Genomic DNA, 15,384 nt, shown 5'->3' with positions numbered 1-15,384 from the left:
GAGCGCCGGTGAGGTTCCAGGTCAATCGCGATGTCTTCAGCGAAGCAGTCTCGTTCGTCGTCAAGCTGCTGCCGCAGCGCAACCCCCAGCCGATCCTCGCCGGCGTGCTGATCGAGGCCGGCGACACCGGGCTGACTCTGTCGGCGTTCGACTACGAGGCGTCGGCGCGCACGACCATCGAGGCCACCGTCGACGAGCCGGGCACGATCCTCGTGCACGGCCGCCTGCTCTCCGACATCGCCAGCCGTCTGCCGAACGCCCCGATCGAGATCTCGGTGGAGGAGGATGGCGGGATCGCCGTACGGTGCGGATCCGCACGCTTCACGCTCGCCGCCATGCCGGTCGAGGAATATCCCTCGATCCCCGAGGTGTCCGGCACGTCCGGGCTCGTGCCGGCCGAGGACTTCAGCACCGCGATCGCGCAGGTCGGGTTCGCCGCCTCCCGCGACGACGTCACCCCGGTGCTCACCGGCGTGCAGCTCGAAGTCAGCGAGAACACACTCAGCCTCGTGGCGACCGACCGCTACCGGGTGTCGCTGCGCGACGTGCCCTGGGACGGCGAAGCCGCCGAGCAGACCGCACTCGTCCCGGCCCGCACCCTGCAGGAGGTCGGCAAGACGTTCGGCCACGCCGGCACGATCCAGATCTCGTTCTCCGGTGCCGGCGACCGCGAGATCATCGCCTTCACCGCGGGCAACAAGACCGTGACCTCCCTGCTGATCAAGGGCAACTTCCCGCCCGTGCGGCGGCTCTTCCCCGAGCAGACCGACCACCATGCCGTGGTCAGCACCGCGGATCTGACCGAGGCCGTGCGCCGCGTCGCACTCGTGCTCGACCGTTCGGCGCCGCTGCGGTTCACGTTCGACACCTCGGCCGTCACGATGGACGCGTCCGGCGGCGACCAGGCCCGCGCCTCCGAGTCGGTCGACGCGCACCTCAACGGCGGCGAGGTCACGCTCGGCCTGAACCCGCAGTACCTGCTCGAGGCTCTCGGCGCCGTCAAGAGCGAGTTCGTCCGGGTGACGTTCACGTCCTCCGACAACGCGAACAAGCTCAGCCCCGTGCTGATCACGAGCCAGACCTCGGTCGAGAAGGCAGGGCTGGACTCGTTCAAGTACCTGCTGCAGCCGAACCTGCTGCTGCGCTGATTCTCCGGCGTCGGCGCGGATCCGACCCCGGCCGGTGTCGGGGCCCGCGGGTAGGGTTGCTCGGGTGATTGTGGAACATCTCAGCCTCGTCGACTTCCGCAATTACGCGACCGCCGAACTCGCGCTGAACCCCGGGCCGAACGTCCTGGTCGGCCGCAACGGACAGGGCAAGACGAATCTCGCCGAAGCGATCGTCTTCCTCGCCACGCTAGGCTCGCATCGGGTCTCGTCCGACGCGCCGATGGTGCGGGACGGGCATGAGGCGGCGATCGTGCGGGCACGGCTCGCACACGGACAGCGAAAAGTCCTGATCGAGGTGCAGATCAACCGTCAGGGATCCAATAAGGCGCGGGTCAACGGCGCCCCCGGCCGCACCGCAGACCTGCCCAGATATGCGCATGTGGTGCTGTTCGCACCGGAAGATCTGCAGATCGTGCGCGGGGATCCGTCTGCGCGGCGCCGGTTCGCGGATCAGCTGCTGATCCAGCGCACCCCGCGCATGTCGGCGGTGCTCGGAGACTACGACCGGGTGCTGCGTCAGCGCACCGCGCTGCTGAAGTCGGCGCGGGCGAGGGGCATCCGAGCCGATGCCCTGACCACGCTCGACGTGTGGGACGACAAGCTCATCGCACTGGGATCCGAGATCATCGACGCGCGCACGCGCCTGGCCGCCGACCTGCAGCCGGGTGTCGCCGACGCCTACGCCGCGATCGCCGGCGCCGATCACGATCCGCGCTTGCAGTGGGCGCAGTCGATCCGCGGTGGCGACCCGGAGGAGGGATCCGCTCAGGCCGCGGGCGACGGCGCCGATCCCCCGGGGCCGGGCGATGCGGCCGCACCCGAGCGCACCGCGGACCTGTTCCGGGCGGCACTCGTCGCGCGGCGCGCGGCCGAGCTCGAACGCGGGCTCACCCTGGTCGGCCCGCACCGCGACGACCTGGTGCTCCGCGTCCGCGATCTTCCGGTGAAGGGCTACGCGTCGCACGGCGAATCCTGGTCGGTGGCGCTCGCGCTGCGGCTCGCCTCGGCCGAGCTGCTGCGGCACGAGTCCCCCGCCGGAGACCCGGTGCTGATCCTCGACGACGTGTTCGCCGAGCTCGATGCCGACCGCCGTCGACGCCTCGCCGATCTCACGGCCGGCTACGAGCAGGTCGTCGTGACTGCGGCCGTCGAGGAGGACATCCCCGAGGTGCTGCACCGCCACGTGGTGCGGATCCACGCCGGCACGATCTCGGACGAGCGCGCGGCGACCGCTGACGAGGGACCGGAGGCGGCGGATGGCTGAACCGGAGGTCCCCGAGACCGTCGCGACCTACCTGCGCCTGCGCGGCTTGAAGCCGAGCTCGAAGAACTGGAAGCGCAAGAAGCGCATCGTCGACGACGACAACGCCCCGTTCACGAAAGGCAGGGATCCGGGCACCCTCGGTGACGTGCTGGCGAAACTCACCCGGGACTCCGGCTGGGAGGCCGCTCTCAGCCGAGAGGATCTGGTGCTGCAGTGGGCGGAGCTCGCCGGTCCCGACACCGCCAAGCACTCCGAGCCGGTGTCGCTCGAGGGCGGCATGCTCACGGTCAAGTGCGACTCGACGGCATGGGCGAAGAACCTGCAGTACATGCGCGCCGTGATCATCACGGAGATCGGCCGGCGGTATCCCGAGGCCGGCGTGCAGAATCTCCGCTTCGTCGGGCCTGACGTCCCATCCTGGAAATGGGGCCCCAGAGTCGCTCCAGGGCGCGGCCCGCGCGATACCTACGGTTAGGACATGATCCATCCCGTTCCAGGGGCGTTCAGGCGCGCAGAACGGCGTACAACGCGACATTGAGAGCGGTTTCCGATAGACTGGAGGCCTAGATCTTCGATGTGGAGCCCCCTCTCAGATGACACCTGAAAACCCCTCTGACGCGAACGAATCGGCCGAGAACGAATCGACCCGAACGGGGGCTTCAGAGGCACCCGGTTCCGCGACGCGATCCTCATCCGCCACGAAGGCGACCGGAGAATACGGCGCCGACGAGATCCAGATCCTCGAGGGTCTCGAGGCCGTGCGCAAGCGTCCCGGCATGTACATCGGATCCACGGGTCCGCGCGGCCTGCACCACCTCGTCTACGAGATCGTGGACAACTCGGTGGACGAGGCGCTCGCGGGCGCCAACGACGCGATCATCGTGACGATCCTCCCCGACGGCGGAATCCGGGTGATCGACTTCGGCCGCGGCATTCCCGTCGACCCGCACTCCTCCGATCCCAACAAGTCGACGGTCGAGGTCGTGCTCACGATCCTGCACGCCGGCGGCAAGTTCGGCGGCGGCGGATACGCCGTCTCCGGCGGTCTGCACGGCGTCGGATCCTCGGTCGTGAACGCGCTCTCGACGCGTTTCGACGTCGAGATCAAGCGTCAGGGCTTCGTCTGGCGGCACAGCTTCGCGAACGGCGGCCACCCGCAGCAGCAGCTGGAGAAGGGCGAAGCCACCGACGAGACCGGCACGACCATCACGTTCTGGCCGGATCCGACGATCTTCACCGAGTCCGTCGACTTCGACTACGACACCCTGCGCACCCGCTTCCAGCAGATGGCGTTCCTGAACAAGGGGCTGCGCATCGAGCTGCACGACGAGCGACCGTCCGCCGTGATCGAGGAGGAGGTCGACGGCGCCGTCGTGACCAAGCCGCGGGAGGACACGTTCCTCTACGAGCGCGGCCTCGTCGACTACGTCGAATACCTCAACCACGCCCGCCGCGCCGAGGTCGTCAACGACGAGATCATCGCGTTCGAGTCGGAGGACACCGCGCGCAAGATCTCGCTCGAGGTCGCGATGCAGTGGACGACGGGCTACACGGAGAACGTGTTCACCTACGCGAACACGATCAACACGCACGAGGGCGGCACGCACGAGGAGGGCTTCCGTGCGGCGCTCACCTCGCTGGTGAACCGGTACGCGCGCGCGAACAACCTGCTCAAGGAGAAGGACGACAACCTCTCCGGCGACGACGTGCGCGAGGGGCTCACCGCGGTCATCTCGATCAAGCTCGGCGAGCCGCAGTTCGAGGGACAGACCAAGACCAAGCTCGGCAACACCGAGGCGAAGGCCTTCACGCAGAAGGTGGTCGGCGACCAGCTCGGCGACTGGTTCGACCGCAACCCGGCGCAGGCGAAGAACGTGATCCGCAAGGCCATCGACGCGGCGACCGCGCGGATGGCCGCGCGCAAGGCACGCGAGACCGCCCGCCGCAAGAGCGTGTTCGAGTCGGCGGCGATGCCCGACAAGCTCAAGGACTGCACCAGCAAGGATCCGTCGATCTCGGAGATCTTCCTGGTGGAGGGCGACTCGGCCGGTGGTTCGGCCGTGCAGGGTCGCGACCCGCACACGCAGGCGATCCTGGCGCTGCGCGGCAAGATCCTGAACGTCGAGCGTGCGCGCCTCGACAAGGCTCTCGCCAACAAAGAGGTCCAGGCGATGATCCAGGCCTTCGGCACGGGCATCGGCGAGGACTTCGACCTGACCAAGGCGCGGTACCACAAGATCGTGCTGATGGCCGATGCCGATGTGGACGGCCAGCACATCACGACGCTGCTGCTCACGCTGCTGTTCCGCTACATGCGCGGCCTCATCGAGGCGGGTTTCGTCTACCTCGCGATGCCCCCGCTGTACCGGCTGAAGTGGACGAACTCCCCGCACGAGTACGTCTACTCCGACGTCGAGCGCGACGCGCTGCTGAATGACGGTCTGGCCAGCGGCAAGCGGATCCCGAAGGAGAACGGCATCCAGCGGTACAAGGGCCTGGGCGAGATGAACGCCAAGGAGCTGTGGGAGACGACGATGGATCACACCACCCGGACCCTCCGCCAGGTGACCATCGACGACGCCGCGGCCGCCGACGAGATCTTCAGCGTGCTGATGGGCGAGGACGTCGAGTCCCGCCGCAGCTTCATCCAGCGCAACGCAAAAGACGTCCGCTTCCTGGACATCTGACCCACCCACACACACAAACGAAGACTCGGGCCGCGCCGCCACGCACGACGGGGGCGCAGCCTCACGGACGAAGGGCGCAGGGGATGTGACCCGGAGGAATATCGGGAGGGGCCCGCGAAGCGGGAGGGCCCCCGCTGATTCCTCCGGGTCACATCCCCGAAGCCCGGACTCGAAGCCCGGACTCTGAGCCCGGCCCACAATCTGGCACGAACGGCAACACGAAGAGAAGACATGACTGACGACAGCCGCCCTGAATCTGAGCACAACCACGGCAAGATCGACCTCGTCGACCTGCAGGCGGAGATGCAGCGGTCGTACCTCGACTACGCGATGGCCGTCATCATCGGCCGCGCGCTGCCCGACGTGCGCGACGGCCTGAAGCCCGTGCACCGCCGTGTGATCTACGGCATGTACGACGGAGGGTTCCGCCCCGACAAGTCGTTCTCGAAGTGCGCGCGCGTGGTCGGCGAGGTCATGGGTCAGTACCACCCGCACGGCGACTCGGCGATCTACGACGCTCTGGTCCGTCTCGTGCAGCCGTGGTCGCTGCGCTACCCGCTCGCGCTCGGGCAGGGCAACTTCGGCTCGCCGGGCAACATGGGTGCCGCCGCCCCTCGGTACACCGAGACGAAGATGGCCCCGCTCGCACTAGAGATGGTGCGTGATATCGAGGAGCACACGGTCGACTTCTCGCCGAACTACGACGGCGAGACCGAGGAGCCCGACGTCCTTCCGGCGCGCTTCCCGAACCTGCTCGTGAACGGGTCGATCGGCATCGCGGTCGGCATGGCGACGAACATCCCGCCGCACAACCTGCGCGAGGTGTCCGAGGCGGCGCTGTGGGCGCTGGAGAACCCGGGTCTTCCTCGCGAAGAGCTGCTCGAAGGTCTGATCCAGCGGGTCCCCGGCCCCGACTTCCCGACCGGCGCGCAGATCCTCGGCACGAAGGGGATCCAGGAGGCGTACCGGACAGGACGCGGATCCATCACGATGCGGGCCGTGGTCGGCGTCGAGGAGATCCAGGGCCGCACCTGCCTGGTGATCACCGAGCTGCCGTACCAGGTGAACCCCGACAACCTCGCGGTGAAGATCGGTGATCTCGTCCGTGACGGCAAGGTCGGCGGCATCGCCGACATCCGCGACGAGACCAGCGATCGCACGGGGCAGCGCCTCGTGGTCGTGCTCAAGCGGGACGCCGTCGCCAAGGTGGTGCTGAACAACCTCTACAAGCACACCCAGCTGCAGGACAACTTCGGCGCGAACATGCTCGCGATCGTCGACGGCGTGCCGCGCACGCTCGCCCTCGACGGCTTCATCACGAACTGGATCGCGCACCAGATCGACGTGATCGTGCGGCGCACGCAGTTCCGCCTGGCCAAGGCCGAGGCGCGCATGCACATCCTGCGCGGCTACCTGAAGGCGCTCGACGCGCTCGACGAGGTCATCGCGCTGATCCGCCGCTCCCCTTCGGCGCAGGAGGCGAACGAGGGGCTGCAGCGGCTCCTCGACATCGACGCCGACCAGGCGCTCGCGATCCTCGACATGCAGCTGCGCCGCCTCGCCGCGCTGGAGCGGCAGCGGATCATCGACGAGGCCACCGAGCTCGAGGCGCAGATCGTGGAGTACAAGGCGATCATCGCGGATCCGGCGCTGCAGCGCGGGATCATCCGCGAGGAGCTCACCGCGATCGTGGATCGCTTCGGCGACGACCGCCGCACGCACATCCTGCACGGCTTCGACGGCGACGTCTCGATGGAAGACCTCATCGCCGAGGAGGAGATGGTCGTCACGGTCACGCGGGAGGGCTACATCAAGCGCACCCGCAGCGACAACTACCGGTCGCAGCACCGCGGCGGCAAGGGCGTGAAGGGTGCGCAGCTGCGCGCCGACGACCTCGTCGAGCACTTCTTCGTGACGACCACCCACCACTGGCTGCTGTTCTTCACGGACAAGGGCCGGGTCTACCGCGCGAAGACGTACGAGATCCCGGAGGCCGGGCGCGACGCCAAGGGCCAGCATGTCGCGAACCTGCTCGCCCTGCAGCCCGAGGAGAAGATCGCCCAGATCCTCGACATCCGCGACTACCACGCGGCCGACTACCTCGTGCTCGCCACGCGCGGGGGCCTGGTGAAGAAGAGCCGCCTCGGCGACTACGACACCAACCGCCAGGGCGGGGTCATCGCGATCCGTCTCCGTGAGGAGGACGAGCTGGTCAGCGCGTTCCTCGCGGACGCCACCGACGACATCCTGCTGATCAGCCGGCACGGCATGTCGGTGCGGTTCCACGCGACCGACGAGGCGCTGCGTCCGATGGGCCGCGCGACCGAGGGGGTCAAGGGCATGAAGTTCAGCGGATCCGACAGTCTGCTGTCCGCGTCGCTGGTCACCGAAGACGGGTTCGTGTTCGTGGTCACCGACGGCGGCTACGCGAAGCGCACCTCGGTCGACGAGTACCGCGTCCAGGGCCGGGGCGGGCAGGGCATCAAGGTCGCCAAACTGAACGATGACCGGGGCATTCTCGCGGGGGGTCTGATCGTCCAGGAGGACGATGAGGTCCTTGTGGTTCTTGCCAGCGGCAAGGTGGTACGCTCTGCCGTGGCCGAGGTGCCGGCGAAGGGACGCAACACGATGGGCGTCGTCTTCACCCGGGCTGATGATGAGGATCGGATCCTCGCGATCGCCCGGAACACCGAACGCGGCCTGGCCGACGCCGACGAGTCCGAGGACTCCGCCGCGGCCCCAGAGACCCCGACCCCCGAAGCCCCTGAGGAGCGCGACGAATGAGCACGGTAGCCGACAAGCTCGCCAAGAAGTCGTCCAGGAAGACGTCCAGCAAGCAGGTGCGCCTGCGCCTGGTCTACATCGACTTCTGGTCGGCCGTGAAGCTGTCGTTCCTCGGTGCGATCGCGATCGCCATCGTGACGCTGGTCTCGTTCCTGCTCATCTACCTGGTGATGTCGGCGACCGGCCTGATCGTCAAGGCCGACGAGTTCGTCGGCGGCTTCACCGATGGCGCCTTCAAGCTGAGCTCGATCGTCGGGCTGCCGCAGGTGCTCGCCTTCGGATCCGTCGTCGCGATCCTGAACCTCATCGTGTTCACGGTGCTCGGCGCGGTCATCGCCGGCATCTACAACCTGGCCGTCAAGGTCACCGGCGGCCTGCTGGTCGGCTTCACCTCGAACTGACCGGGACCCGGCGGGCGGCCGTCAGCCCACCATGCCGGTGCTGCCGAGCAGGGTGCCGATGAGCCAGGTGGCGACGAGGGCCAGCGCACCGCCGAGCACGAGCCGAATCGACGCGCGCACCGGGTTCGATCCGCCGATCCGGGCGGAGAGGAACCCGGTCACCGCCAGCGCGACGAGAACGGCGACGAAGGTCACGGGCACGCGCCAGCCGACCGGCGGCAGCAGGATCGCGAGCAGGGGCAGCAGTGCGCCGAGCGTGAACGAGATCGCCGAAGAGATCGCCGCGTGCCACGGGTTGACGAGATCGTCCTGATCGATGCCGAGCTCGGCCTCCAGGTGCGCCGCCAGCGCGTCGTGCGCGGTGAGCTCGGTCGCCACCTGATGGGCGGTCTGCTCGGTGAGGCCGCGCTGCCGGTACAGCTCGGTGAGTTCGGCCAGCTCCTCCTCCGGCATCGTGCGCAGCTCCTCGCGCTCCTTGGCGATGAGGGCGTTCTCGCTGTCGCGCTGGCTGCTCACCGACACGTACTCGCCGAGCGCCATCGAGATCGCGCCGCCGATCAGGCCGGCAAGGCCCGCGATGAGCAGGGCGGCGTTGTCGGCGGTGGCACCGGCGACGCCGACGACGAGCGAGGCGACCGAGACGATGCCGTCGTTGGCGCCGAGCACGCCCGCCCGCAGCCAGTTCAGCCGCTGACCGAGGCCGGCGCCATGGGGTTCGTTCGAATGCAGCGTCATGTGATCACGTAAGCACGTGGGCGCGCCGGCGTCCACGAAGGCAAGGCGATGCTTCGGCGGCGGGCGAGCGGCACGGATTACGGAAAACCCGAATCGATTCCTCCGGATCCCTCCGTTCCACGACGAGGGACGCGCCCGTAGCGTGGAGGCATGCCCACAGCACCGGCCTACCTCCCACCCCCTCCTGACGCAGAACCCGCCGCACCGCCGGCGCCGCGCACGCCGCTGCGCCTGCTCCTCACCGTGCTGGAGCTCGCGGCGCTCGGCGTCGCCGGATCCACCGTGGTCGGCGTTCTCGGCGGCTTTGCCGGGATCAGCTTCGGCCTGCTCTTCGTCGGGGTCGGCGTGGTGTTCCTCGTCGGCCTCGTCTACGCCCTGTTCGGCGTCGCCTGGTTCGAGATCGCCCGCCTGAACGGTCTGTACGGGTTCGCGCTGCCCGCCCTGCGCTGGCGCCCGCGGGAGCGCGACGGCTTCGTCGGCTGGCTGCTGGCGCTCTGGCGGCAGGCGTACAACGGGCGGATGTGGCGTGCACTCGCGAACGTCGCGATCGCCTGCTTCTTCGGCGGTCTGGTGCTGCGGCTGTTCTCCTGGTTCGGCTGGTCGGCGGTGACGGCCTTCCTGCCGCTGTTCAGCACCGGCGACGCCGACACCGGCTGGGGCACGAAGTATCCGATCGCGTGGGCCCCGCTCGTCGGCGGTCTCGGGGCGCTCGTCTCAATCGCCGGCATCCTCGGCATCGCACTGCTGCACCGGGTCATCTCGCGCGGCATCGTGGTGACGCCGGATCGCACGCTCGATCTGACTGAGCAGGTGCGCACCAGCACCGCCCAGCGCGCCGGCGCGGTGCGCGCCGCCGACGTGGAGCGCATGCGCATCGAACGCGACCTGCACGACGGTGTGCAGCCGCGGCTGGTCTCGGTGGGGATGACCCTGGGCATGGCTCAGCAGAAGATCGACACGGATCCGGAGACGGCGAAGGCGCTCATCGCCGAGGCGCACACCTCGACCAAGGCCGCCATCACCGAGCTGCGGCAGCTGGCCCGCGGGATCCACGCCTCGGTCCTCGACGACCGTGGCCTCGACGCCGCGCTCTCCGCGCTGGCCGGCCGCTCCCCCGTGCCGGTCGCGCTCGACGTGCGGCTCGACGGCCGCTGCTCCCGAGATGCCGAGGCCGCCGTGTACTTCACGATCGCCGAGTCGCTCACGAACGCCGCCAAGCACTCCCGCGCCGGCGAATGCCGGGTCGTCGTGCGGGTGCGCGACGGCGGCACGCTCTGGGCGCGGGTGGAGGACAACGGCGTCGGCGGCGCGACCGTCATCGCCGGCGGCGGTCTCGACGGGATCGGCAACCGCGTGCTCGCCGCCGGCGGCACGATCCGCCTGGACAGCCCGGTGGGCGGCCCGACCAGTCTTGAGGTGAGCGTCCCATGCGCATCCTGATCGTCGAAGACTCCGTGCTGCTGCGCGAGGGCCTGGTCCGGCTTCTCGAGGACGCGGGTCACGCGGTGGTCGCCGCACTGCCGGACGCCTCAGCCCTGGACGAGACGGTCGACGCCACCGACCCTGAGCTGTGCATCCTCGACGTGCGCCTGCCGCCGACGTTCGTGGACGAGGGGATCCGCGCCGCGCTGTCGCTGCGCAAGCGGATCCCGCAGCTCCCCCTGCTCGTGCTCTCCCAGTACGTCGAGGAGCGCTACGCGAGCGACCTGATCATCGCGCAGGGGGTCACAGCGCAGGGATCCGCCGGCCCGCTGGGCTACCTGCTCAAGGATCGCGTCGCCGACGTCGCCGAGTTCATCGACTCGGTCGAGCGGATCGCCGCGGGCGCGACCGTCCTGGATCCCGAGGTCGTCGCGCAGCTGCTCACCCGGCGCAACCAGGACGACCGCATGCGCACTCTCACCGATCGTGAGCGCACCGTGCTCGCGATGATCGCAGAAGGCCGGTCGAACCAGGCGATCGCCGCCACGCTGTTCCTCTCCGAGGCCAGCGTCGAGAAGCACATCACCGCCATCTTCCAGAAGCTCGGGTTCGAACCCGACGAATCCGGCAATCGCCGCGTGCTCGCGGCCATCGCCCACCTCGAGAACGCCGGGCTGAACGGCCCTCAGCCCGGGCACGCTCCGCAGCCCGGACCGGCACAGACCGGACCAGCACAGACGGGAATGAACCGATGACGAACCTCACTCCACCCCGGCCGCCGCAGAGGGGCGCGGTGACGGCGATCACGGTCGTCGCGATCGTCGTCGGCGCGCTGTCGCTCGCCGTCGCGGGCGGTACGGCCGCCGTCGCCGCGACCACGCAGGCGGTGACCGGATCCGGGACGACCGCCTCCGGGATCACGGCCGACGTGCAGGGCGTCCGGTCTCTGAACCTCGACGCGAGCGCCGGATCCGTCTCCATCCGCTTCGGCGACGTGACCCAGGCGACGCTGCGCAGCGAGGGGCAGGGGAACACGAACTGGAAGATGCAGCGCGTCGGCGACACGCTGCAGGTGCGGAACCCGCAGGCGCCGTTCGGCTGGTGGTTCAACACCTGGTTCCAGGACGGTCCGACGATGACGCTGACCCTCCCGAAGGACCTCGAGGGCACCCTGAACGCGGACCTGACGCTCGACGCGGGGGCGCTGGACGCGGCCGGCGACTTCGATGTCGTCACCGCGCGAGTGAGTGCGGGCCAGCTGACCGTGGACGGAGCTGCGCGCACCTTCACGGCCCGAGTCGATGCGGGTGCGGCGCACCTGCGTCTGCGCGACGTCGGGACGGCCGATCTGACGATGTCGGCCGGGCAGCTGGACGCCGCGTTCACGGGATCCGCGCCCGACGACATGAAGCTCGACGTGAGCGCCGGATCCATGGATGTCACGGTCCCGTCGGGGACCTACGCGCTCTCGAAGGACGTCTCCGCGGGGACGCTGGACGCGCGGATCCCGACCGATCCTTCGGCCGCTCACCGCATCCAGGTGAACCTGTCCGCGGGGGGTGTCACGCTGCACAGCGGCAGCTGAGCCACGATTTCGTGATTGCCCTACGGTCCGGTAAAGTCTTGGAGGTTGATACGGGGCTATAGCTCAGGTGGTTAGAGCGCTTCACTGATAATGAAGAGGTCCCAGGTTCAAGTCCTGGTAGCCCCACCGACACCTGAGCGGATCCGAGCAATCGGATCCGCTCACTGGTCGAATCAGGGGCCTTAGCTCAGTTGGTAGAGCGCCTGCTTTGCAAGCAGGATGTCAGGAGTTCGAATCTCCTAGGCTCCACAGACACCAGAGGCCCGAGCCATCGCTCGGGCCTCTCTCTTTCCGCCGCGAGCAAGCGCTCTGGGCCCCGGGGCTCGTGCGCGCCGCCGACCGGGCTCCTTAAGCTTATATACTCCTATATATAAGTTCGCGAAGGAGGAACCATGGCCGTCACATCCATCGACATCGACCCCGACGAGCTGCGGCACGCCAAAGAGCTCGCCGGGACGTCGTCCAACCGCGAGACCGTCGATCTTGCTCTCCGCACGCTCATCGCCGTACGTCGCCAGCCGGCGGCCGTCGAGCGCATCATCGGCCGCAGATTCAGTCCCGACCAGATCGACGCGCCCACCATCGCGCCGTCGACGGCGCACGCGTGACGACGTACCTCGTCGACAACAGCATCTGGCAGAAGGCCGCAACGAGTGCCGCGATCGCCGACAGGCTCAGAGCTCTGTCGCCGAACCACCTGATCATCACGTGCCCACCCCAGGTGCTCGAGTATTGTCACTCGGCGCGCGATCCTCGCGAGTATGCCGAACTGCGCGAGGACATGGATGAGCTGCTCCCGGCATGGGAGCATCCGGATGAGCAGGAAGCTCTCGACATTCAGCAAGCGCTCTGGGACACCGGGCTCGTGCGCGCCGCCGCCGCTTTCGATTGCCTCATCGCCGCGTACGCCGTCGTCAACGATGCGGTGATCCTGAACTCCGACCGCGACTTCGGGCACATCGAACTCGCCACCGATGGCCGGGTCCGGCAGGAGTACGTCGGCACGGACCGATGACGGACGAGTGGATCGAGGTCGCGCGGGGCGTGTTCCAGCGGCGCTACGAGCCGATGGACGTCTCGGTCGGTGTGATCGCCGGCCGCACGGGCGTCACCGTCGTGGATACCCGCAACAACCCCGCGGAGGCGGCGGAGATCGTCCGCGACGTCGAGGAGCGCTTCGCGCTGCCGATCCTGCCCGTCGTGAACACCCACGCGCACTACGACCACACCTTCGGAAACCAGATCTTCGCCGAGCGCGACATCCCCATCTACGGGCATCGCCTGATCCCTGAGCACTTCGCCCAGTACGAGAGGCCGAGGCTGCAGAAGGTGCAGGAGCACCCGGAGTCCGAGCCGGACGAGGCGTGGGCGCAGGTGCGGCTCACCCCACCCACAGTGCTCATCGACGCGCCGCGGCGCATCGACGTCGGCGGGCGGGTGATCGAGCTCCGGCCACTGCCGCCCGGTCACACCGACACCGACCTCGCCGTGCTCGTGCCCGATGTCCGGGCCTGGTTCCTCGGGGACGTCGTCGAGGAGTCGGGTCCGTCGATGTTCGGGTCGGGATCCTATCCGCTCGACTGGCCCGGCGCACTGGACGTGCTGCTGGAACGGATCCGTCCCGGGGATGTGCTGGTGCCCGGGCACGGCTCGGTCATCGACCGCGACTTCATCGTGCGGCAGGCGTCGCGATTGCGCGCCGTCGCGGACGGGATCCTCGCCGCGTATTCGGCGGGCGTGTCGCCCGAAGATGCTGCGCTGGATCCTGCGCTCCAGGCCTGGTGGCCGGAGAGCTTCCTTCGGTCCGCACTCAGGGCCGGGTATGTGCAGCTGGCCCGCGGTGAGCGCATGGCTGGAGGGGACGCGTAGGCGCCCTCGCTCACACGAGCGCCTCCGCCGGCGTCGGCCTCGGGCCGCGCACCTGCAGGCCGATCCCCGCCGTCACCCGGGCCCACGATGCGGCGAGGATCTCGACGGAGCGCTCGAGCTCGCGCGGTTCGGCGGTGAACGGGATCCGCAGGTGCCGCTCGTGGCCGCCCGCGACCGCGAATCGCGGCCCGGCGGAGAGATGCAGGCCGTGCCGTGTGGCGTCCATGACCAGGGCGGAGCTCAGCGGCGCGCCCAGCCCCACCCAGAGCGCGACGCCGCCATGCACGTCGGGAACCTCCCATTCGGGCAGCGTGCTGGCCAGGGCGCGGACGAGGGCGTCGCGGCCCGCCCGCAGCAGCGACGAGCGCTGCGTCAGGATCTCGTCGAGCCGTGCGATCGCCAGGGTCGCGATCGCCTGCTCGAGGTCGGGGGTGCCCAGGTCGTACGACGTGCGGGCGGCCCGCATCCGGCGGATCAGGTCGTCGGCGGCGCGGATCCACCCCACCCGCAGCCCTCCCCACACCGACTTGCCGAGCGACCCCACCCGGATCCCGGCGTCGTCCGCGAGCGGGATCGGATCCGCGGCCCCGTCGATGCGCAGATCGGCCGTGGTCTCGTCGATCAGCAGGATCGAGCCTGCATCGTGCGCCGCGCGGGCGAACACGGCGCTCTCCTCGGCGGTCATCCAGCGCCCGGTCGGGTTCTGGAACTGCGGCATCACATAGGCGAGCACCGGAGCCGTGCGGAAGAACGCCTGCGCGGCGCGATCCAGGTCCCAGCCGTGCTCGACCCCGACCGGCACGCCCACCAGGCGAGACCCCACCCGGCGGAACGTCTCGGCCGCGTGCGGATAGGTCGGGGTCTCGATGAGCACGCGATCCGCCCGGCGCAGCAGCGTGCCGGCGATCAGGTTCAGCGCGTGCTGGGCGCCGTTGGTGACCATGATCTGGTCGGGCGCCGTCCGGATCCCCTGCCGGGTGTACCTGTCGGCGATCGCGGCGCGCAGCTCGGCGTGCCCGAGGATGTCGTAGCCCGATCGGGACACGAGGGAGGTCGCCGATCCCATGACCTCGGCGATCACACCCGGCAGACCGGGCCAGGCCGGAGGGCTGGCCCGCTGCAGGTCGATCCCGCCGTGCTCGAACCAGCGTGCGGACGCCGTGCGTCCGAGCGGCCGGGTGACGCTGCCGGATCCCTGCCGGCTCACGATGTGCCCGGTGCTGCGCAGCGCCCGGTACGCGGCGGCCACCGTCGTGCGGCTCACGCTGAGCGCTGCCGCGAACTCGCGTTCGGCGGGCAGCGCGGTCTCCGGGGCGATCCGGTTGTCCAGGCAGAGCAGCCGGATCCCGTCGGCCAGGGCATCGTAGGCGGGGTCGGCGGTGCGCCACAGGCCGAGCAGCTCGACCAGGGCGCGTGCGGAGAGCCGGGAGTCCATGGGGCCAGCGTACGCGAATTGGACTGATAAGAA

General features: G+C 69.2%; 14 protein-coding genes and 2 tRNA genes. 14 read left to right on the top strand and 2 right to left on the bottom strand.

Annotation, left to right across the window (positions count from 1 at the left end; translation table 11 throughout):
* Window positions 1–8 precede the first annotated feature (8 nt).
* From dnaN to ABD882_RS16140, 6 genes are all read left to right on the top strand, one after another.
* Entirely contained in the window at window positions 9–1,148 is a 1,140-nt protein-coding gene (gene dnaN / locus ABD882_RS16165) for a DNA polymerase III subunit beta (protein WP_345188409.1), read from the top strand.
* A gap of 64 nt (window positions 1,149–1,212) precedes the next feature.
* Entirely contained in the window at window positions 1,213–2,433 is a 1,221-nt protein-coding gene (recF, locus tag ABD882_RS16160; RefSeq protein ID WP_345188408.1) for a DNA replication/repair protein RecF, read from the top strand.
* Complete coding sequence (locus tag ABD882_RS16155) at window positions 2,426–2,908, top strand: DciA family protein (protein ID WP_345188406.1); 483 nt, start codon at window positions 2,426–2,428, stop codon at window positions 2,906–2,908. Before recF ends, ABD882_RS16155 begins: the two co-directional genes overlap by 8 nt.
* 118 nt (window positions 2,909–3,026) lie before the next feature.
* Window positions 3,027–5,120: a DNA topoisomerase (ATP-hydrolyzing) subunit B gene (gyrB, locus tag ABD882_RS16150; RefSeq protein WP_345188405.1), complete on the top strand. Its 2,094-nt coding sequence runs from the start codon at window positions 3,027–3,029 to the stop codon at window positions 5,118–5,120.
* A gap of 231 nt (window positions 5,121–5,351) precedes the next feature.
* Entirely contained in the window at window positions 5,352–7,904 is a 2,553-nt protein-coding gene (gyrA, locus tag ABD882_RS16145) for a DNA gyrase subunit A (protein WP_345188404.1), read from the top strand.
* On the top strand, window positions 7,901–8,305 hold the full coding sequence (locus ABD882_RS16140) for a DUF3566 domain-containing protein (protein ID WP_345188403.1): 405 nt from the start codon (window positions 7,901–7,903) through the stop codon (window positions 8,303–8,305). The genes gyrA and ABD882_RS16140 overlap by 4 nt, the downstream gene beginning before the upstream one ends.
* Window positions 8,306–8,326: 21 nt before the next feature.
* Here ABD882_RS16140 and ABD882_RS16135 read toward each other — a convergent pair whose 3' ends face one another.
* Entirely contained in the window at window positions 8,327–9,040 is a 714-nt protein-coding gene (locus tag ABD882_RS16135) for a VIT1/CCC1 transporter family protein (RefSeq protein ID WP_345188402.1), read from the bottom strand.
* Between the two features lie 150 nt (window positions 9,041–9,190).
* Here ABD882_RS16135 and ABD882_RS16130 point away from each other — a divergent pair, with 150 nt between their 5' ends.
* From ABD882_RS16130 to ABD882_RS16095, 8 genes are all read left to right on the top strand, one after another.
* Window positions 9,191–10,480 carry a sensor histidine kinase gene (locus ABD882_RS16130; RefSeq protein ID WP_345188401.1) on the top strand — a complete coding sequence of 430 codons (1,290 nt, stop codon included), beginning with the start codon at window positions 9,191–9,193 and terminating at the stop codon, window positions 10,478–10,480.
* Window positions 10,468–11,217, top strand: a complete 750-nt coding sequence (locus ABD882_RS16125; RefSeq protein ID WP_345188400.1) for a LuxR C-terminal-related transcriptional regulator — start codon at window positions 10,468–10,470, stop codon at window positions 11,215–11,217. Before ABD882_RS16130 ends, ABD882_RS16125 begins: the two co-directional genes overlap by 13 nt.
* Window positions 11,214–12,047: a DUF4097 family beta strand repeat-containing protein gene (locus ABD882_RS16120; RefSeq protein ID WP_345188398.1), complete on the top strand. Its 834-nt coding sequence runs from the start codon at window positions 11,214–11,216 to the stop codon at window positions 12,045–12,047. Before ABD882_RS16125 ends, ABD882_RS16120 begins: the two co-directional genes overlap by 4 nt.
* A gap of 52 nt (window positions 12,048–12,099) precedes the next feature.
* Window positions 12,100–12,173 (top strand) — tRNA-Ile (locus ABD882_RS16115).
* A 50-nt stretch (window positions 12,174–12,223) separates the two neighbouring features.
* Window positions 12,224–12,296: transfer RNA gene (locus tag ABD882_RS16110), tRNA-Ala, on the top strand.
* Between the two features lie 143 nt (window positions 12,297–12,439).
* Window positions 12,440–12,655: a type II toxin-antitoxin system VapB family antitoxin gene (locus tag ABD882_RS16105; protein ID WP_345188397.1), complete on the top strand. Its 216-nt coding sequence runs from the start codon at window positions 12,440–12,442 to the stop codon at window positions 12,653–12,655.
* The gene (locus ABD882_RS16100; RefSeq protein WP_345188396.1) at window positions 12,652–13,062 is read left to right on the top strand and encodes a PIN domain-containing protein; all 411 of its coding nucleotides are present in this window, start codon (window positions 12,652–12,654) and stop codon (window positions 13,060–13,062) included. Before ABD882_RS16105 ends, ABD882_RS16100 begins: the two co-directional genes overlap by 4 nt.
* Window positions 13,059–13,916, top strand: a complete 858-nt coding sequence (locus ABD882_RS16095; protein ID WP_345188394.1) for an MBL fold metallo-hydrolase — start codon at window positions 13,059–13,061, stop codon at window positions 13,914–13,916. Before ABD882_RS16100 ends, ABD882_RS16095 begins: the two co-directional genes overlap by 4 nt.
* Window positions 13,917–13,926: 10 nt before the next feature.
* Here ABD882_RS16095 and yczR read toward each other — a convergent pair whose 3' ends face one another.
* The gene (yczR, locus tag ABD882_RS16090) at window positions 13,927–15,351 is read right to left on the bottom strand and encodes a MocR-like transcription factor YczR (protein ID WP_345188393.1); all 1,425 of its coding nucleotides are present in this window, start codon (window positions 15,349–15,351) and stop codon (window positions 13,927–13,929) included.
* Window positions 15,352–15,384 lie beyond the last annotated feature (33 nt).

It is taken from the genome of Microbacterium panaciterrae, assembly GCF_039541635.1.
In the GTDB taxonomy this organism is placed as follows: Bacteria; Actinomycetota; Actinomycetes; order Actinomycetales; family Microbacteriaceae; genus Microbacterium; species Microbacterium panaciterrae.
The sequence above is the reverse complement of the archived record's forward strand: the minus strand, read 5'-3'. Positions and strand labels throughout refer to the sequence as shown.